14 protein-coding genes are annotated in these 14,174 nt (G+C 67.0%); 10 read left to right on the forward strand and 4 right to left on the reverse strand.

The features are described from left to right. Positions 1-220: 220 nt before the first annotated feature. From A3ES_RS48305 to A3ES_RS0125000, 3 genes are all read right to left on the reverse strand, one after another. Positions 221-820: a DNA gyrase subunit B family protein gene (locus A3ES_RS48305; RefSeq protein WP_020389577.1), complete on the reverse strand. Its 600-nt coding sequence runs from the start codon at positions 818-820 to the stop codon at positions 221-223. Positions 821-1,035: 215 nt separating this feature from the next. Continuing rightward, positions 1,036-1,422, reverse strand: coding sequence for a hypothetical protein (locus tag A3ES_RS0124995; RefSeq protein ID WP_020389578.1), 387 nt, complete (start codon positions 1,420-1,422; stop codon positions 1,036-1,038). A gap of 41 nt (positions 1,423-1,463) precedes the next feature. Then, positions 1,464-2,540 (reverse strand): substrate-binding domain-containing protein, encoded by a 1,077-nt coding sequence (locus A3ES_RS0125000; protein ID WP_040455438.1) that lies wholly within the window; start codon positions 2,538-2,540, stop codon positions 1,464-1,466. A gap of 77 nt (positions 2,541-2,617) precedes the next feature. On the opposite strand from A3ES_RS0125000, the gene A3ES_RS48310 reads away from it, so the two are divergent. Further along, positions 2,618-3,025 carry a MarR family winged helix-turn-helix transcriptional regulator gene (locus A3ES_RS48310; RefSeq protein WP_020389580.1) on the forward strand — a complete coding sequence of 136 codons (408 nt, stop codon included), beginning with the start codon at positions 2,618-2,620 and terminating at the stop codon, positions 3,023-3,025. A gap of 90 nt (positions 3,026-3,115) precedes the next feature. On the opposite strand, the gene A3ES_RS0125010 is transcribed toward A3ES_RS48310, so the two are convergent. After that, positions 3,116-6,415: a S8 family serine peptidase gene (locus A3ES_RS0125010; RefSeq protein ID WP_051084801.1), complete on the reverse strand. Its 3,300-nt coding sequence runs from the start codon at positions 6,413-6,415 to the stop codon at positions 3,116-3,118. Between the two features lie 135 nt (positions 6,416-6,550). Between A3ES_RS0125010 and A3ES_RS54260 the strand changes: the two genes are divergently transcribed. The 9 genes from A3ES_RS54260 (at position 6,551) to A3ES_RS0125050 (ending at position 14,124) form a co-directional block, all read left to right on the forward strand. Continuing rightward, positions 6,551-6,703 carry a hypothetical protein gene (locus tag A3ES_RS54260; RefSeq protein WP_157630736.1) on the forward strand — a complete coding sequence of 51 codons (153 nt, stop codon included), beginning with the start codon at positions 6,551-6,553 and terminating at the stop codon, positions 6,701-6,703. A gap of 180 nt (positions 6,704-6,883) precedes the next feature. Next, complete coding sequence (locus A3ES_RS0125015) at positions 6,884-8,536, forward strand: purine-cytosine permease family protein (RefSeq protein ID WP_020389582.1); 1,653 nt, start codon at positions 6,884-6,886, stop codon at positions 8,534-8,536. After that, the gene (locus A3ES_RS0125020; RefSeq protein WP_020389583.1) at positions 8,533-8,835 is read left to right on the forward strand and encodes an urease subunit gamma; all 303 of its coding nucleotides are present in this window, start codon (positions 8,533-8,535) and stop codon (positions 8,833-8,835) included. The genes A3ES_RS0125015 and A3ES_RS0125020 overlap by 4 nt, the downstream gene beginning before the upstream one ends. 101 nt (positions 8,836-8,936) lie before the next feature. Then, a complete protein-coding gene (ureB, locus tag A3ES_RS0125025; RefSeq protein WP_020389584.1) occupies positions 8,937-9,215 on the forward strand; it encodes an urease subunit beta in 279 nt (92 codons plus the stop codon). Beyond that, positions 9,208-10,911 (forward strand): urease subunit alpha, encoded by a 1,704-nt coding sequence (locus A3ES_RS0125030; protein WP_020389585.1) that lies wholly within the window; start codon positions 9,208-9,210, stop codon positions 10,909-10,911. The genes ureB and A3ES_RS0125030 overlap by 8 nt, the downstream gene beginning before the upstream one ends. Then, on the forward strand, positions 10,911-11,585 hold the full coding sequence (locus A3ES_RS0125035) for an urease accessory protein UreF (protein ID WP_020389586.1): 675 nt from the start codon (positions 10,911-10,913) through the stop codon (positions 11,583-11,585). The genes A3ES_RS0125030 and A3ES_RS0125035 overlap by 1 nt, the downstream gene beginning before the upstream one ends. Continuing rightward, entirely contained in the window at positions 11,578-12,294 is a 717-nt protein-coding gene (gene ureG / locus A3ES_RS0125040) for an urease accessory protein UreG (RefSeq protein ID WP_020389587.1), read from the forward strand. The genes A3ES_RS0125035 and ureG overlap by 8 nt, the downstream gene beginning before the upstream one ends. Further along, positions 12,278-13,504, forward strand: coding sequence for an urease accessory protein UreD (locus A3ES_RS51520; RefSeq protein WP_020389588.1), 1,227 nt, complete (start codon positions 12,278-12,280; stop codon positions 13,502-13,504). The genes ureG and A3ES_RS51520 overlap by 17 nt, the downstream gene beginning before the upstream one ends. Continuing rightward, entirely contained in the window at positions 13,495-14,124 is a 630-nt protein-coding gene (locus A3ES_RS0125050) for a nucleoside/nucleotide kinase family protein (protein WP_020389589.1), read from the forward strand. The genes A3ES_RS51520 and A3ES_RS0125050 overlap by 10 nt, the downstream gene beginning before the upstream one ends. The last annotated feature ends 50 nt before the right edge of the window (positions 14,125-14,174 follow it).

The raw sequence follows: 14,174 nt of genomic DNA on the forward strand, positions 1-14,174 counted from the left end.
CCCGTCTCCGGCCAGCAAACGCTTCCCTCGGCGTGTCGGGGTATCGGGGCTGGGTCGTGCGTGCGTAACGGTCCGCGCCTTCGCCTTCCGTGCGCCTGCCTGCGGGGTCGGCCTCGGCGACGTACGTCCCCGAACCGCTCAACTAACTGGCTTTGGGACTAACCCATCAGCACCTGGTCGCCGTGCGCAACCTGCAGTCCAGCCCGGCGGAGACTGTGGGTCAGTCGACTCGGATTTCGAGGATCGCTTCGGTGAGGTAGCGGTCAAGGTGTGGGCGCAGGTCTTCTGGGCTTAGCGACTGGTCGCCGAAGACTTCGGGGTCGGGGTGGAAGTGGACGACCGTGCCGGTGTGCGGGCCGGCGGCGACTTCCGTCAAGGCGCTCTCCGGGAGGCCGTGTTCGTAGCGGCGGGTCCAGGCTCCGTCGAGGCGGCGGTTTTCGTGGATTAGCCAGGAGCTCAGGGCGGCGACGACCGACATCCCCGAACGCGGCAGGCCGTCGGGGAGTAGTTCTGCTTCGGGGTTGTCGAAGAAGCGGATGTCTCGGGTCGCCATGATCGGCTTGCCGTTCTCGTCGAAGAAGACGTTGGTACCGCGGCCGTTGTCCTCGACCGAGATCGAGCCGTCGCCGTGCAGGGTGACGAGCACGCGGTTCGTAGTACCGGCTTCTGCTTCGTCGACCGGGTAGGCGACGACCTCGAGGACGAGGTGGGCGAGACCGCCCCGGGAGTAGCGGGCGGGGTCGGCGCGGATCGCCGCGATGTGGGCGGCGTCGGGCGCGTGGGTCCATTCGTGCGTGGTGATCGGTGGGAGGTTGCTCATCGGCGCCCGGCCAATCCGTGGTGGAGGAGGTTGGTGAGGAGGTCGATCGCCGCGTCGTCGGTGATCGTCTGGCCGGAGGCTGGGTTGACGACCAGCCAGGTGCCCTACACGTCGCCCGACGCGCACACCTTCTACCACGCAAAGGATAGCGACGAGGTCCTGATCAGGCCGGACGGGCACCTCGGCTTAGCTCCAGGTTCCTGGGCGACACCAAATCAGCAGTCGAGTTCGAAGACCAGCAGGGCTTTGCCGGTCGGAGCGGTCCAGCGATAGGCGACGAAACAGAGGTCGGAGCCCGTGGGCGGATACCCGTCGTCCCGGATGTAGTTGGCCAGGACGAAGGACCGCCATACCCTGCTCCGGCCGTCGAAGCGATGAGCCCCGGCGCCCCTTTCCTCGAACCGGCCGATCAGCACCGGCTGGACTTCAGGATCACGCAGCAGACCCTCGACGACGGAGCGATCGAGCCACTCATCATCGTCCTCGGTGAAGGGCTGTCCCTGGTGGATGATCTCGTCGCCGTGCAGCTTGTTCGGGCGGACGGAGAACTCGGGTGCCGGGATCAGCAAGTTGGCGAGTACTTGCAGCATGTCGATCGACATTAGCCGAGATCCAGTGAGTTGTGGATGGCTCAGCCGGCCCCTCAGCCGCACTGCGCGATCTGGTCTTCGATGGTGAATTCGAGGCCGTTGGCGGCGGCCAGGTAGACGTCCTGGTCGACCAGGTTGCCGTCGAGGCGCATCAGGCCGCGAGGGCTGTCGTAGAAGTGGCCGGACGACATCACGGAGACGGCGTCGATGGTGATCGAGCCGGCGATTTCGCCGAGGCGGGCGAGAAAGCGGATGGCTTCGTAGCAGGATTCGCCGACCGCGTTCAGGGCCGGGGCCCAGGCGCCGAAGCGGGCGTAATAGTCCCGGGCGAACTCGCCGCTCTCGATGGTGGCCAGGCCGTCGAAGTACGCGGCGGCGGCAAACAAGCCCTTGTTTGCTGAGGATCCGGCGGCCAGCAAGGTGTTCTCCTCGATGGCTGGGCTCAGGCGCAGGAGTCGTTCGCTCAGGCCGGCTTTGGCGAACTGGCGGTTGAAGTGGACGGCGTCCTGGCCCATCAGGAGCATGATCACGCCGTCGATGTCGGCACGCTCGAGGCCGTTGAGGACACTGCGGAAATCGGCGGTTCCGAGGGGGACGAAATCGGTTCGGACTACCGAGGAACCTGAATCCTTTAAGGCATCCGTCGTGGTCGACGCCGTCACCCGCGGATAGATGTAGTCGTTGCCGACCACGGCCCAACGGCGTACGCCGTGCTGTTCGCGGATCCAGTGTGTTGCCGGGAGCAACTGATTGACCGGGCGCTCCCCCAGCATGAAGACGCCGGGTGTGTCGTCGCTGCCTTCGTGCATCGCGGCGAATGCGTAGACCACCTTGCCGCCGGTCCGCTGGGTGAGGGCGACCCTGACCGCCGAGATGTGCCAGCCCGCGACCGCATTGACGCGACCGCTGTCCACCAGCCGGCCGACCTCCTCCGCCACGATCGCCGGCGGTCGGCCCGCATCGACCTGGACCAGTTCGACCTGGCGGCCGGCGATGCCGCGGCCGGCGTTGAGTTGCTCGACCGCGAGCTGCGCGCAGGCCAGGCAGGACGGGCCGTAGATCCCCGTCGGTCCTTGCAAAGGCACCACGAACGCGATCGACAGCATCTCGCGCGCGCCGGGACTCCTCATCCAGATCAGTGTGGCTCAGCCCGGGGCTGATCTCCGAGTGCTGAGCTATATTCGCCACAACGTGAGACAGGAGGACGATGTCCAGCTTGCTCCTGCTGCTGAAGCAGGCCGAACGCCGGATCGAGCACCAGATGCTGCCGATCCTGGCCGAGTTCGACCTGTCGCTGGAGCAGTGGCGGGTGATGTCGGCGCTTGCGGATGAGCCCGGCCTGCCGATGTCCACGCTCGCCACGACCGCAGTACTGCCGAACGCGAGCCTGACCCGGCACGTCGACAAGCTCGTCGAGCGCGGTCTCGTCGTACGGCGAATCCACCCCGACGACCGTCGGCGCGTGGTCACCGCGTTGTCGCCGGTCGGGACCACGGTGGCCGAGCGACTGCGTGCGGAGGAGCAACGGATCGAGGCCGCAATCGCCGCCGAACTCGGCGACGACCGGTTGCAGGGCCTCGCCGGCGGACTCAGGCAGCTCCAGCGCTCCCTCTGACCCCACCGCGCTGACCCCCACCGCGCCGGATCCCGCACGGATGGACCTCCTGGCGCCGGAGATGCGCCAGGAGATCCTCACCAATAACTGCTAGTTCACCGTGTCGACGATCAGTGAGCCTGCGCCGACGACCACGCCGGCGTCGGTTTGCACGGTCAGGGTGCCGGTGATCTTGCGGCCCACACCCGGTTGCCCAGTGACGGTCAGAGTCGCGGTCGGCGTCCATGACGAGCCAGATGGGTGGCTGGCGTTGGCGTCGTTGCTGGTCAGTGTGCCGAGCGCCGGCGACACGTAGGAGTCGACGAGGTCGTACGCCGTACTGCCGCTCGGCACCGAGAAGCCGTCGACCTCTATCCGGTACAGCCCGGCCGCCGGGTTGACGAGCGTCACCTGCTCAACAGCCGTCGCGCCGCCACTGGATCCAACGACCACGCACGTGGGCGCGCAGCGGAAGACGACCAGGTCGATGTCCGCCCGCAGATCGGACGCGTTCCCGGTCCGGATCGTGTACGACGTGACACCAGCCGGCAGGGTGACGTCGAAGGTCTGCGACGCCAGGTGCGCAATCGTCGGACGCTGGGTCTGCGTACTGGCCAACGCGCCACCGCCGACGAGGCGGCCGGTGAATGCGGCGAGCTGGTTGGTGACCGTGTAGTTGCGGACCTGCGGCGTACCGAGGGTCGCGGACGGCACCACGTCCGGGTTCGGCGAGATCGCCGTACCGAGAACAGTTGCGGTCAGCCCGAACGGCGCCGACTGTGCGTCGGAGGTACGGCGTGCCTCGACCACGAGCTCCCAGACGCCCGGCTGCGGGTTCACCACCGTGCGACTGTGCGCTGTGCCGTTGGCGCAGCCCGCACCCGCGTTCGGGTCGTAGCAGCTCAGGCTCGAGGTGCTGTCCAGCGGCAGGCCCTGTGGGGTGTACCGCAGGAACCGGATCTGACCGGCGCCCGCGCCGTCCCCGCCACCGGTCAGGTCAACCTTGAGCGCGCTGGCGCCGACCGGCACACGGACGAAGTAGTGGCGAGTGGCGTTGCGGCCGACCGTGCCGCTTACCTGCACTGTGTACGCATTGGCGGCGATGAGGTCGTTCGGCACGAACACTGCGTTCATCGTGATCAGGTCGACGCCGGGTGTGGTCGGGTCGTCGAGCTGCAGTACGGCGGAGTGCGCGCCGGGACTGAACGGATTGACCTGTACGGCGAAGTCGACCGGCTCGTTCAACGGCAGATTGACCTTCGTCCGCGAGTTGAACGCGCCGTCGTTCCCGACCCATCGCACCACATGCGGCACCGGCTTGGCCGGCCCACTGGTCCGGGTCAGGGTGTACGTACGGTTGTACTTCACCCCGAGTGTGACGCCCTCGCGATCGTGAATGCCTACACCGACGTTCGGCGTCGCCAGTTGGCCACTGAGCACCGTGCTCACCGGCACGGTCGCGGTGATCGCGTTCGGCCGCTGTCCGGCGCGAAGCTGATCCCAGGCCGCCGTCACCGCGAACAGGCCGGTGCCCTGCTCGTACGCGCCGAGCTGCGGCTGATAGGTAGCGCTCGAACGGATCGCGCTACGCAGCGCGGCAGCGGTCGGCCGGCTGCCAAAGGTCGCCTTGTACGCGCTGACCAGCAATGCACCGGCGCCAGCGGCTTGCGGGGCGGCCATCGAGGTGCCGTTCAGCATCGAGTAGCCGGGCGGCAGCGTGTAGGTGCCGGCCACCGGACCACCTGCTTGCCAGAGCGGCGTGGTAGAGATCGCCGCGCCCGGCGCGACGATGTCGGGCTTGAAGCCGCCGTCCTCACGCGGGCCGCGCGAGGAGAACGGGTGCAGTCCCTTGTCGTTCAACGGGTCGGAGCCATAGTTCGACAACCAGGTCGCCCGGGTGATGTACGACCCGACGCTGATCGAGTTGGTCGCCACCGACGGGTCGCCGACGGTGTTCGCGCCGGCGCCGCTGTTGCCGGCCGAGATGAAGATCTGCATGTTGAACTCGTCGATCGTGCGGTTGTACAGCAGCGCACGGGCGTTGTTGCCGTCGTTCAGGCCAGGCAGGCCGCCGATCGAGATGTTGACCACGTCGGCGCCGTTGTGGGCGGCGTACAGGACGCCGTCGATCAGGCCGCTGCTGGTGCAGGACGTGGTGGTCAGGCAGACCTTGACCGCCATCAGCTGCGCACCCGGAGCCGCACCGCTCATTGCTCCGCCGAACAGGCCATTGGCGGAGGTGATACCGGCGACGTGGGTGCCGTGCTGCGCGCCGGCGATCCCCAGGTTGACGACCGAGCCAGCATCCGAGGTCGGGTTGTAGGTCGACCGGTCGGTCACCACGACGAACGGGACTCGCTCCCTGACCGCGGTCGCCGGATTGTCGGTGCCGAAGAACTGGGCGTCCCGATTGACCTTGAAGTCGATCATCGGGGTCTGGTCGGTGAAGTCGCCGTCCTGGTCGAGGTCGACGTACACCTGCTTGGTGGTGCGGTTCTGCAGTACGCCGATCGACTCGGCGGCCACGCCGTCGCGGTCGATGTCGCCACCGAGCTCGCCCCCGGCGAGTTCGCCGGCCGCCTCGCGGAGCAGACCGAACGCGTACGGCCCACCGGTCGCGGGGGCGGTCCAGGTACGGCTGACAGCGGTGAAGGTGCCGGTGAATCGTCCGCTGGTGCTGATCCAGGTGGCATCACCGGAGGTCGGAGAGTTCGCGTTGTACCAGTCGACGATCTTCGGCAGGCCCGTCGTCGTGGTCTGCAGCGCCGGTACGTCGAGGTCGACACCCGAATCCAGGATCGCGATGGTGGTGCCGCGGCCATCCCACTGCGGGTTGGCCAGGGCGAACTGTGCAGCCTGGGTGTCGCCTGTCGGCAGGTACGGGTTGATCCGCGGGGTGTTCGCGTCGGGCGGTGTCTGCGGGGTCGGCTGTTGGGCGCCCTCCGGCTGCGGGTCGTCGATCGGGACCAACCCGTCGACGTCCACCGCCTCGATCGAGCTCAGCCGCCCTGCCTGCTCGGCTTTGCCGGTCGGGATCTCCACCTTGAGATAGTCAACGGCGCTATCGGACTTCAGCACTACGCCACCGAGGGCGCGCAACTGACCGGCGGCAGTCGACAGCTTGCCGGGCTCCGCGGCGACCAACAGGGTCACCGTCTTCTTCCCGGCGGACTGGGCCGCAGCGATCCTCGCCCGGTCCGCCTCGCCGATGCCTTTGTCGGACTTCGGATCCGGCCTCGCTGCCGCGCCGACACGGTCGATTCCCCCGGGTTGAGCGGCCGCCCCTGGAGGCGCGGCGAGAGTTGCAGTTGCCAGCCCGAGTACGGCGGCGAACACGGCAACAGGCCGCCCCTTGGTGCGATGTCCGGCGCCATGTTTGGTGCGACGCGCAGGCGTATCCGACAGAGTCATGATCCGGTCCCTCCCCTGGCCCCGATTGAGCTAGGAGCAGTGCACTCCGTTCCGGCCAGGTAGCGCAATAGCGTGGCCCTGCTGACCCTCCGCAGCCGTTGAGCACCTCACCCTGTGTGCCCCGACCGTCACAGAATGACGACGGCAACCATCCGTGGGTGCCGTCGATCAGCTCGTCTCCTCGCCCAGCAGGTGCACCGCCGCGCCCGGGTCGTTGCCAATGGCATCGAGCACGGCGACCACTCACCACTCACCCGGAGGCTGGGCGACGAGCACAGAGGCGCCTAGCTCGCCGTACTGACTGCGCTTCCGCCTAGATGCTTCCAGATGGAAATACACGACCTTAGTGAGTTGGAAACACCCACGTAACGCGCCGTTCCTAGGTTCCTTCCATTCGGGTGCATCAGTTCCGGCAGCGTCGCCGGGCGTCTTGCACCCTCCCGCCCGAAGGTGCCGCAGGAGTTCGCCATGACCGTTGAACCCTCGATCGACCATCGCCACGCAGCCCCGCCGGAACCCACCACCGCCACCCGCGAGACGCTCGAGGACTACACCCTGCGGTTCGCGCCGCGCTCCTACCGCAAGTGGTCGTCCGGCGTCGTCGCCGTCTCGGCACTGGGCGGTATCGCCTACCTCGCCGACTTCGCGATCGGCGCCAACATCGGCATCTCCTACGGCACCACGAACGCGCTGTGGGGCATCGCGATCTTCGCCGTCGTCATCTTCGCGACCGGACTCCCCCTCGCGTACTACGCCGCGCGGTACAACATCGATCTCGACCTGATCACCCGCGGCAGCGGCTTCGGGTACTACGGGTCGGTGGTGACGAACGTGATCTTCGCGTCGTTCACCTTCATCTTCTTCGCGCTCGAGGGCTCGATCATGGCCCAAGGCTTGAAATTAGGTCTGCACATCCCGCTCGGCCTCGGGTACGCCGTATCGACCGTGGTGATCTTTCCGCTGGTGATTTATGGCATGAAAGTACTGTCGACGCTGCAGGTGTGGACGACGCCGCTGTGGTTGCTGCTGATGGTGCTGCCGTTCGTCTACCTGGTCGTCTCGCATCCCGAGTCGGTCTCGTCGTTCTTCGACTACCAGGGCGAGGACGGCAAGGGCGCGACGGATGTCGGCTCGATGCTGCTCGCCGCCGGCGTCTGCCTCTCGCTGATCGCGCAGATCGCCGAGCAGATCGACTACCTGCGCTTCATGCCGCCGAAGACGCCCGAGAACTCGCGACGCTGGTGGACGCACATGCTGCTGGCCGGTCCGGGCTGGGTGATCTTCGGTGCGATCAAGCAGGTGATCGGACTCTTCCTGGCCGTCTACCTCATCGCCAACGTGACCGACGGCGCTTCGGTGGCCAACGAGCCGGTGCATCAGTTCCTGGAGATCTACCAGGGCTTCCTGCCCGGCTGGCTCGCGATGACGCTGGCCGTAGTACTGGTCGTGATCAGCCAGGTGAAGATCAACGTGACGAACGCGTACTCCGGTTCGCTGGCGTGGACCAACTCGTACACCCGGCTGACCCGGCACTACCCCGGGCGGCTCGTGTTCCTCGGCTTCAACCTGGTGATCGCACTAGTGCTGATGGAAGCCAACATGTTCGACTTCCTCAACACCATCCTTGGCTTCTATGCGAACTGCGGGATCGCCTGGATCGTGGTGGTCGCCTCCGACATCGTCTTCAACAAGTACCTGCTGAAGCTGTCGCCGAAGGAGCCGGAGTTCCGTCGCGGGATGCTTTATGCCGTGAATCCAGTCGGCTTCGTGTCGATGGCAGTCGCCGCCGGCGTCTCGATCCTGGTGTTCTTCGGTGGCCTCGGCGATGGCATCAAGCCGTACTCACCGCTGGTGGCGATCGTCCTCGCGCTGGTACTTCCGCCGGTGCTAGCGATCGTGACTCGCGGGAAGTACTACCTTCGGCGTACGGACGATGGGATCGACCTGCCGATGTACGACGAGCACGGGAACCCGTCGGGCGAAGTACTGAGCTGTCACGTGTGCCGGCAGGACTACGAGCGGCCGGACATGACTGCTTGCGAGACGCATGACGCCTACGTGTGCTCGCTCTGCCTGAGTACGGACAAGGTGGCTGACCACGTACTGGCGGCGCAGCCGTGAACTTCACGCCGTCCGAGATCGAGAAGCTGCTGCTCTCCGTGGCCGGGATGGTCGCCCGCGACCGCCTGGCGCGGGGAGTCCGCCTCAACCATCCCGAGGCGGTCGCGTTGCTGAGCACCTGGGTGATCGAGCGCGCCCGCGAAGGCGCGCTCGTGTCCGACCTGATGGAGCGCGGCCGCACGGTGCTCACCCGAGACCAGGTAATGGACGGCGTGGCGGACCTGCTGGTCGACGTTCAGGTCGAAGCGACGTTCCCAGACGGCCGAAAGCTTGTCACTATCCACAGCCCCATCATTTGAACGGGATCCCCATGAGCGGCAGCAGTAGACTTAGCAATGAAGGACAGGGGGCGGGGCACTCGGGCCCAGGCGAGGGGCACTGGGGCCCTGGGGCAATACGAGTGGCGCCCGGCTCGATCGAACTCAACGCCGGCCGCGAGAAGCTGACGCTGGTGATCGTCAACACCGGCGACCGCCCGGTACAGATCGGCTCGCACCTGCACCTGCCGGACGCGAACACCGCCCTCGCCTTCGACCGCGAAGCAGCCCACGGCTTCCGCCTGGACATCCCCTCCGGTACGTCGCAACGCTTCGAACCCGGAGCCTCGCGAGAAGTGGTCGCGGTGGCGTTGGCTGGTCGTCGCCTGGTGCCCGGAATCCAGGTGAAGAACGATGGTTGAGATTTCGCGCGCTGCGTATGCGGCGCTGTACGGGCCGACCGTTGGTGATCAGGTTCGGCTGGGTGACACCGATCTGTGGATCGAGGTGGAGGAAGATCGCACGATCGGGGGTGAGGAGACGATCTTCGGTGGGGGGAAGTCCATCCGGGAGTCGATGGCGCAGGGAACGACGACTCGGGCGGAGGGGGCGCCGGACACCGTCATCACCAACGTGCTCGTGCTCGACTGGTGGGGAATCGTGCGGGCTGATGTCGGTATCCGCGACGGCCGGATCGTGGCACTCGGCAAGGCGGGGAATCCGGACATCGCCGATGGGGTGCACCCGGAGCTGCGGATCGGGCCCTCGACCGACGTGATCGCTGGGGAAGGGCGGATTCTGACGGCGGGGGCGATCGACTCGCATGTGCATCTGCTGTCGCCGTCGCAGCTGCACGAGGCGTCCGCGACGGGGATCACGACGATCGTCGGTGGTGGGACCGGGCCAAGTGAGGGGTCGAAGGCAACCACTGTCACGCCGGGAGCCTGGCATCTGGAGCAGATGCACCGGAGCCTCGATGACCTTCCGCTCAATGTGTTGTTGCTGGGCAAGGGAAACACGGTCAGCGCCGAAGGACTGGCTGAACAGGCGCTTGCGGGTGCAGCCGGATACAAGGTGCACGAAGACTGGGGTTCTACGCCCGCGGCGATCGATGCTGCGTTGAAGGCGGCCGACGCGTGGGGGCTACAAGTCGCGCTGCATGCGGACAGCTTGAACGAGGCCGGGTTCGTCGAGTCGACGCTGAACGCGATAGCGGGCCGGTCGATCCACGCGTTCCACGTCGAAGGGGCCGGCGGTGGGCACGCGCCGGACATTCTCTCGATCGCGAGTCATCCGCACGTCGTCCCGGGGTCGACGAACCCGACCTTGCCGCACACGGTGAACACCGTTGCCGAGCACCTAGACATGTTGATGGTCTGTCATCACCTGAGCCCCGACGTACCGGAGGACCTCGCGTTCGCCGAGTCGCGGATTCGGGCGACCACGATCGCAGCCGAGGACATCCTGCACGACCTGGGCGCGTTGTCCGTGACGTCGTCGGACGCGCAGGCGATGGGCCGAATCGGTGAGGTGATCACGCGTACGTGGCAGGTTGCGCACGTGATGAAGGCGCGACGCGGTTCGCTCGGCGGAAGTTTGCCGGCGGACAACGAACGTGCCCGGCGGTACGTCGCGAAGTACACGATCAACCCGGCCGTTGCCCATGGCATCGATCACGCGGTCGGGTCGGTGGAAGCCGGCAAGCTGGCGGATCTCGTGCTCTGGGATCCGGCGTACTTCGGCGTGCGGCCGCGGCTGGTGATCAAGGGCGGGGCGATCGCGTGGGCGGCGCTCGGTGATCCGAACGCGTCCATCCCGACGCCGCAGCCGGTGCTGATGCGGCCCGCGTTCGGCGACGCGATCGGGGCGGATCTCTCCATCACTTTCGTCTCACCCGCCGCTCTCGACGACGGGCTGGCCGACCGGTTGCGACTCAGGCGACGGCTCGAAGGCGTCCGGGCGACGCGCGAGATCGGCAAGGCACAGATGAAGAACAACGACGCGTTGCCGAGCATCGACATCGATCCGGAGACGTTCGCCATCAAGGTCGACGGCGAGCTCATCGAACCCTCCCCCGCCGAAGAACTCCCACTCGCCCAGCTCTACAACCTGTTCTGATGGGATCGCCGGAGCTGGTTGCGTTGATGCTCGCGGACGCGCGATTGCCCACAGGCGGGCATACGCAGTCGGCGGGTTTGGAGCCGGCCGTCCGCGCGGGGCTGGGAGCTGATGGAGCGCGGCTTGCCGATGTGGCGAGTTATGCGGCCGATCGGTTGCGGACGATCGTTCGGGTTGAGGCTGCAACCGCGGTGGTCGCGCGGCGGCTCACGCTCGACGGGGAACTGGTCGAGCAAGCTGAGGCTGCCTGGGCGGCGCGGACTCCGAGTCAGGCGTTGCGCGCGGCGTCACGGCGTCAGGGGCGTGCGTATTTGCGATTGGCTTCGCGGGTGTGGCCCGCGACGACCGAGTTCTTGAAAGCAGATGCGGAGATCGCGCGCCCGGTTGTGGTCGGCGTTGTCGCTGCCGTGACGGGACTGTCGGCCGAGCAGACTGCCCGGCTGATCGGGTACGACGACGCGCAAACCGTGGTGGCCGCCTCCCTCAAGTTGCTGCCCGTGGATCCGGCCGACGCCGCGGGCTGGTTGCTGAAACTCCATCCTGACATCGAGGAACTCGTCACCGCCGTCAGCCGGATCACGACGCTCGCCGAGATACCGGCGTACGGCGCTCCGCTGGTTGACGTGTTCGCGCAAGCTCATGCTGTCGAGAGAATGAGGTTATTTCATGCCTAAAAACAACCGTTCGTTCCGCTTGGGCGTCGCCGGGCCGGTCGGTACCGGTAAGAGTTCGCTGATCGCGATGCTCTGTCGCGAACTAGCGTCCGAACTCCAGTTGGGCGTGATCACCAACGACATCTACACCGACGAGGACGCTCGGCTGCTGCGGTCGGCCGGCGTGCTCGATCCCGAGCGGATCCGCGCCGTCGAGACCGGCGCCTGCCCGCATACGGCGATCCGCGACGACGTCACCCCGAACCTGATCGCGGTAGAGGATCTCGAACGCGACTTCGCCCCGCTCGACGTCGTCCTCGTCGAGTCGGGCGGCGACAACCTGACCGCGACCTTCTCCCCAGCGTTGGTGGATGCGCAGATCTTCGTGCTCGATGTCGCGGGTGGTGGCGACGTCGCGCGCAAGGGCGGGCCCGGGATCGCGCGCGCCGATCTGCTCGTGGTCAACAAGACCGACCTCGCGCCGTACGTCGGCGTCGACGTACCGCAGATGGTCGCCGATGCCGAGGCGGCTCGTGGCGGCAAGCCTGTACTGGCGTTGTCGCGAACGGACGCGGACTCGGTACTTCGCCTGAAGGAATGGGTGCTCGAGATGACAGCGGTGGTGCGGAGTGGGTCGCATACGCCGGTCGATCCCGGTCCGATGGCTCCGCACTCGCATGTCGGCGACGACGGGGAACTCATCACGCACACGCATGCTCACGCGCATTGAGGTTGTCGCGGATCCGGTTCGCGATCGGTGTCTGCTGACTACCGGTCTCCTGTCGCCTAGGCGGCTGCCGGCTCCGGGTGGGGTCGTCCGGGTCGCGCTGATTGCGGCATCCGCGTTGTTGCTCGCCGGTGACCATGTCGAGATTCAAGTCGTGATCAAAGGTCCGGTGAAACTGGAGATTGTTGAGACCGCCGGGACGGTTGCGTATGCGATGCGTGGCGGGTCGGCGAGGTGGGACCTGACGATCACGCTGACCGAAAGAGCTCAGCTCACCTGGCACGGCGAGCCGTTCGTTGTCGCCGAGGGCGCGGACGTGACGAGAACCATGCAGGTCAACCTGGAATCAGGTTGCTCGGCTGCGATCCGGGAGTCGCTGGTGCTCGGGCGCCACGGCGAGGTCGGCGGCACCTTGCGGTCGTCGCAGCGAGCCTGGCAGGACGGCGAACTCCTGCTGGCTGAAGACCTCGACCTTGCACCAGAAGCAAGACAGGGCTGGGCAATCCTCGGCACTGCACGCTGCCTCGACTCGGTAACCACTCTCGGCCGACGCCTAAAAGAAGCACAGAAGGCGCCGGGGACGCGGGGCGCACCCGAAGCGCTGGCGGAGTCGGGAGCAGAGGCGCCGGAACTGCGGCAGACGACTGGGCTGCCGGAGGCGCCCGGAGTGCGAGAAATGCCGAGTGCGCGAGACGTGCCGGGGCCGCTGGAAGCGACCTGCGGGCGGGAGGCCCCGGAACCGCGAGTGGCGACGGAGGCGGAGGATGCGCCGTGGGCGCTGGAAGCGCACGAGGTACCGGAACTGCGGCCGGCAACGCCGGGCGCGCAAGATGCGCTGGCGGAGTCGGGAGCAGGGGCGCCGGAACTGCGGCAGAGGACTGGGCTGCCAGAGGTGTCGGGAGTGCGGGACGCGTCCGGGGCGCGGGAATTGCGAGGGGTGTCGGGGGTGCTGGAGGTGTCGGGGGTGCTGGAGGTGCCGCGGGCGCCGGTACTGCGGGACCCACTCGGGTCGCCGGAGCTGCGGGGATCAGCCTGGGCGCCGGGAGTACCGGGACTGCCGCGGGTGTGGGAGGTGCCGGGGTTAGTAGGAGTTCTTCAGCTTGAAGGGGGTGGGTCGGTGGTTCGGCGGTTGGTTGGGGAGCAGCATGAGAGTGATCTTGCGCAAACCTGGGCAGCATTGCGGGAGCCTGACAAGATCTCTGGGTGCAGCTGAATCGAGAGTCCGCGCTGACCCGGGCCGTTGCCCTCGCGAGCCGGGGGCGCCGTGCGATCCTCGGAATCACCGGGGCGCCCGCCGCCGGCAAGTCGACGTACGCCGAGCAGCTCGCGGCGGAACTGGTTGCCGACGGCTACCAGGTGACGCTGGTCCCGATGGATGGCTACCACCTGGCCCAGGCGTCTCTGGAGCAGTTCGGGCTGGCCGCCGTAAAGGGGGCGCCGCAGACGTTCGACGGGTACGGGTTTGTTGCCTTGCTCAAGCGACTGAAGGAGTCGCCGGACGAGACGATCTGGGCGCCGAGGTTCGACCGGTCGATCGAGGATTCCATCGCGGCCAGCATCCCGGTACCGCCGGAGACCACGCTGGTGGTAACCGAAGGCAACTATCTGCTCTTCGATCAGGTGCCATGGGCAACCGGTCGCGCACTGCTCGACGAATGCTGGTACATCGACCTTGAGGACGACCTGAGGCACGAACGCCTGGAAGCGCGCCACCGGCGCTTCGGCCGCTCGCCGCAGGAGGCCCACGAACGCACCTACGGCACCGATGAAGCCAACGCAAAACTGATCGCCGCCACCAAACCCTCCGCCGACGCAATCGTCACCCTGACCTGAGAGAGCCATCCAGAAACAGGCTGGCCGATGCATTGTCGGGCAGATCTATC

The sequence above is a fragment of the Kribbella catacumbae DSM 19601 genome, from assembly GCF_000372465.1.
Lineage (GTDB): Bacteria > Actinomycetota > Actinomycetes > Propionibacteriales > Kribbellaceae > Kribbella > Kribbella catacumbae.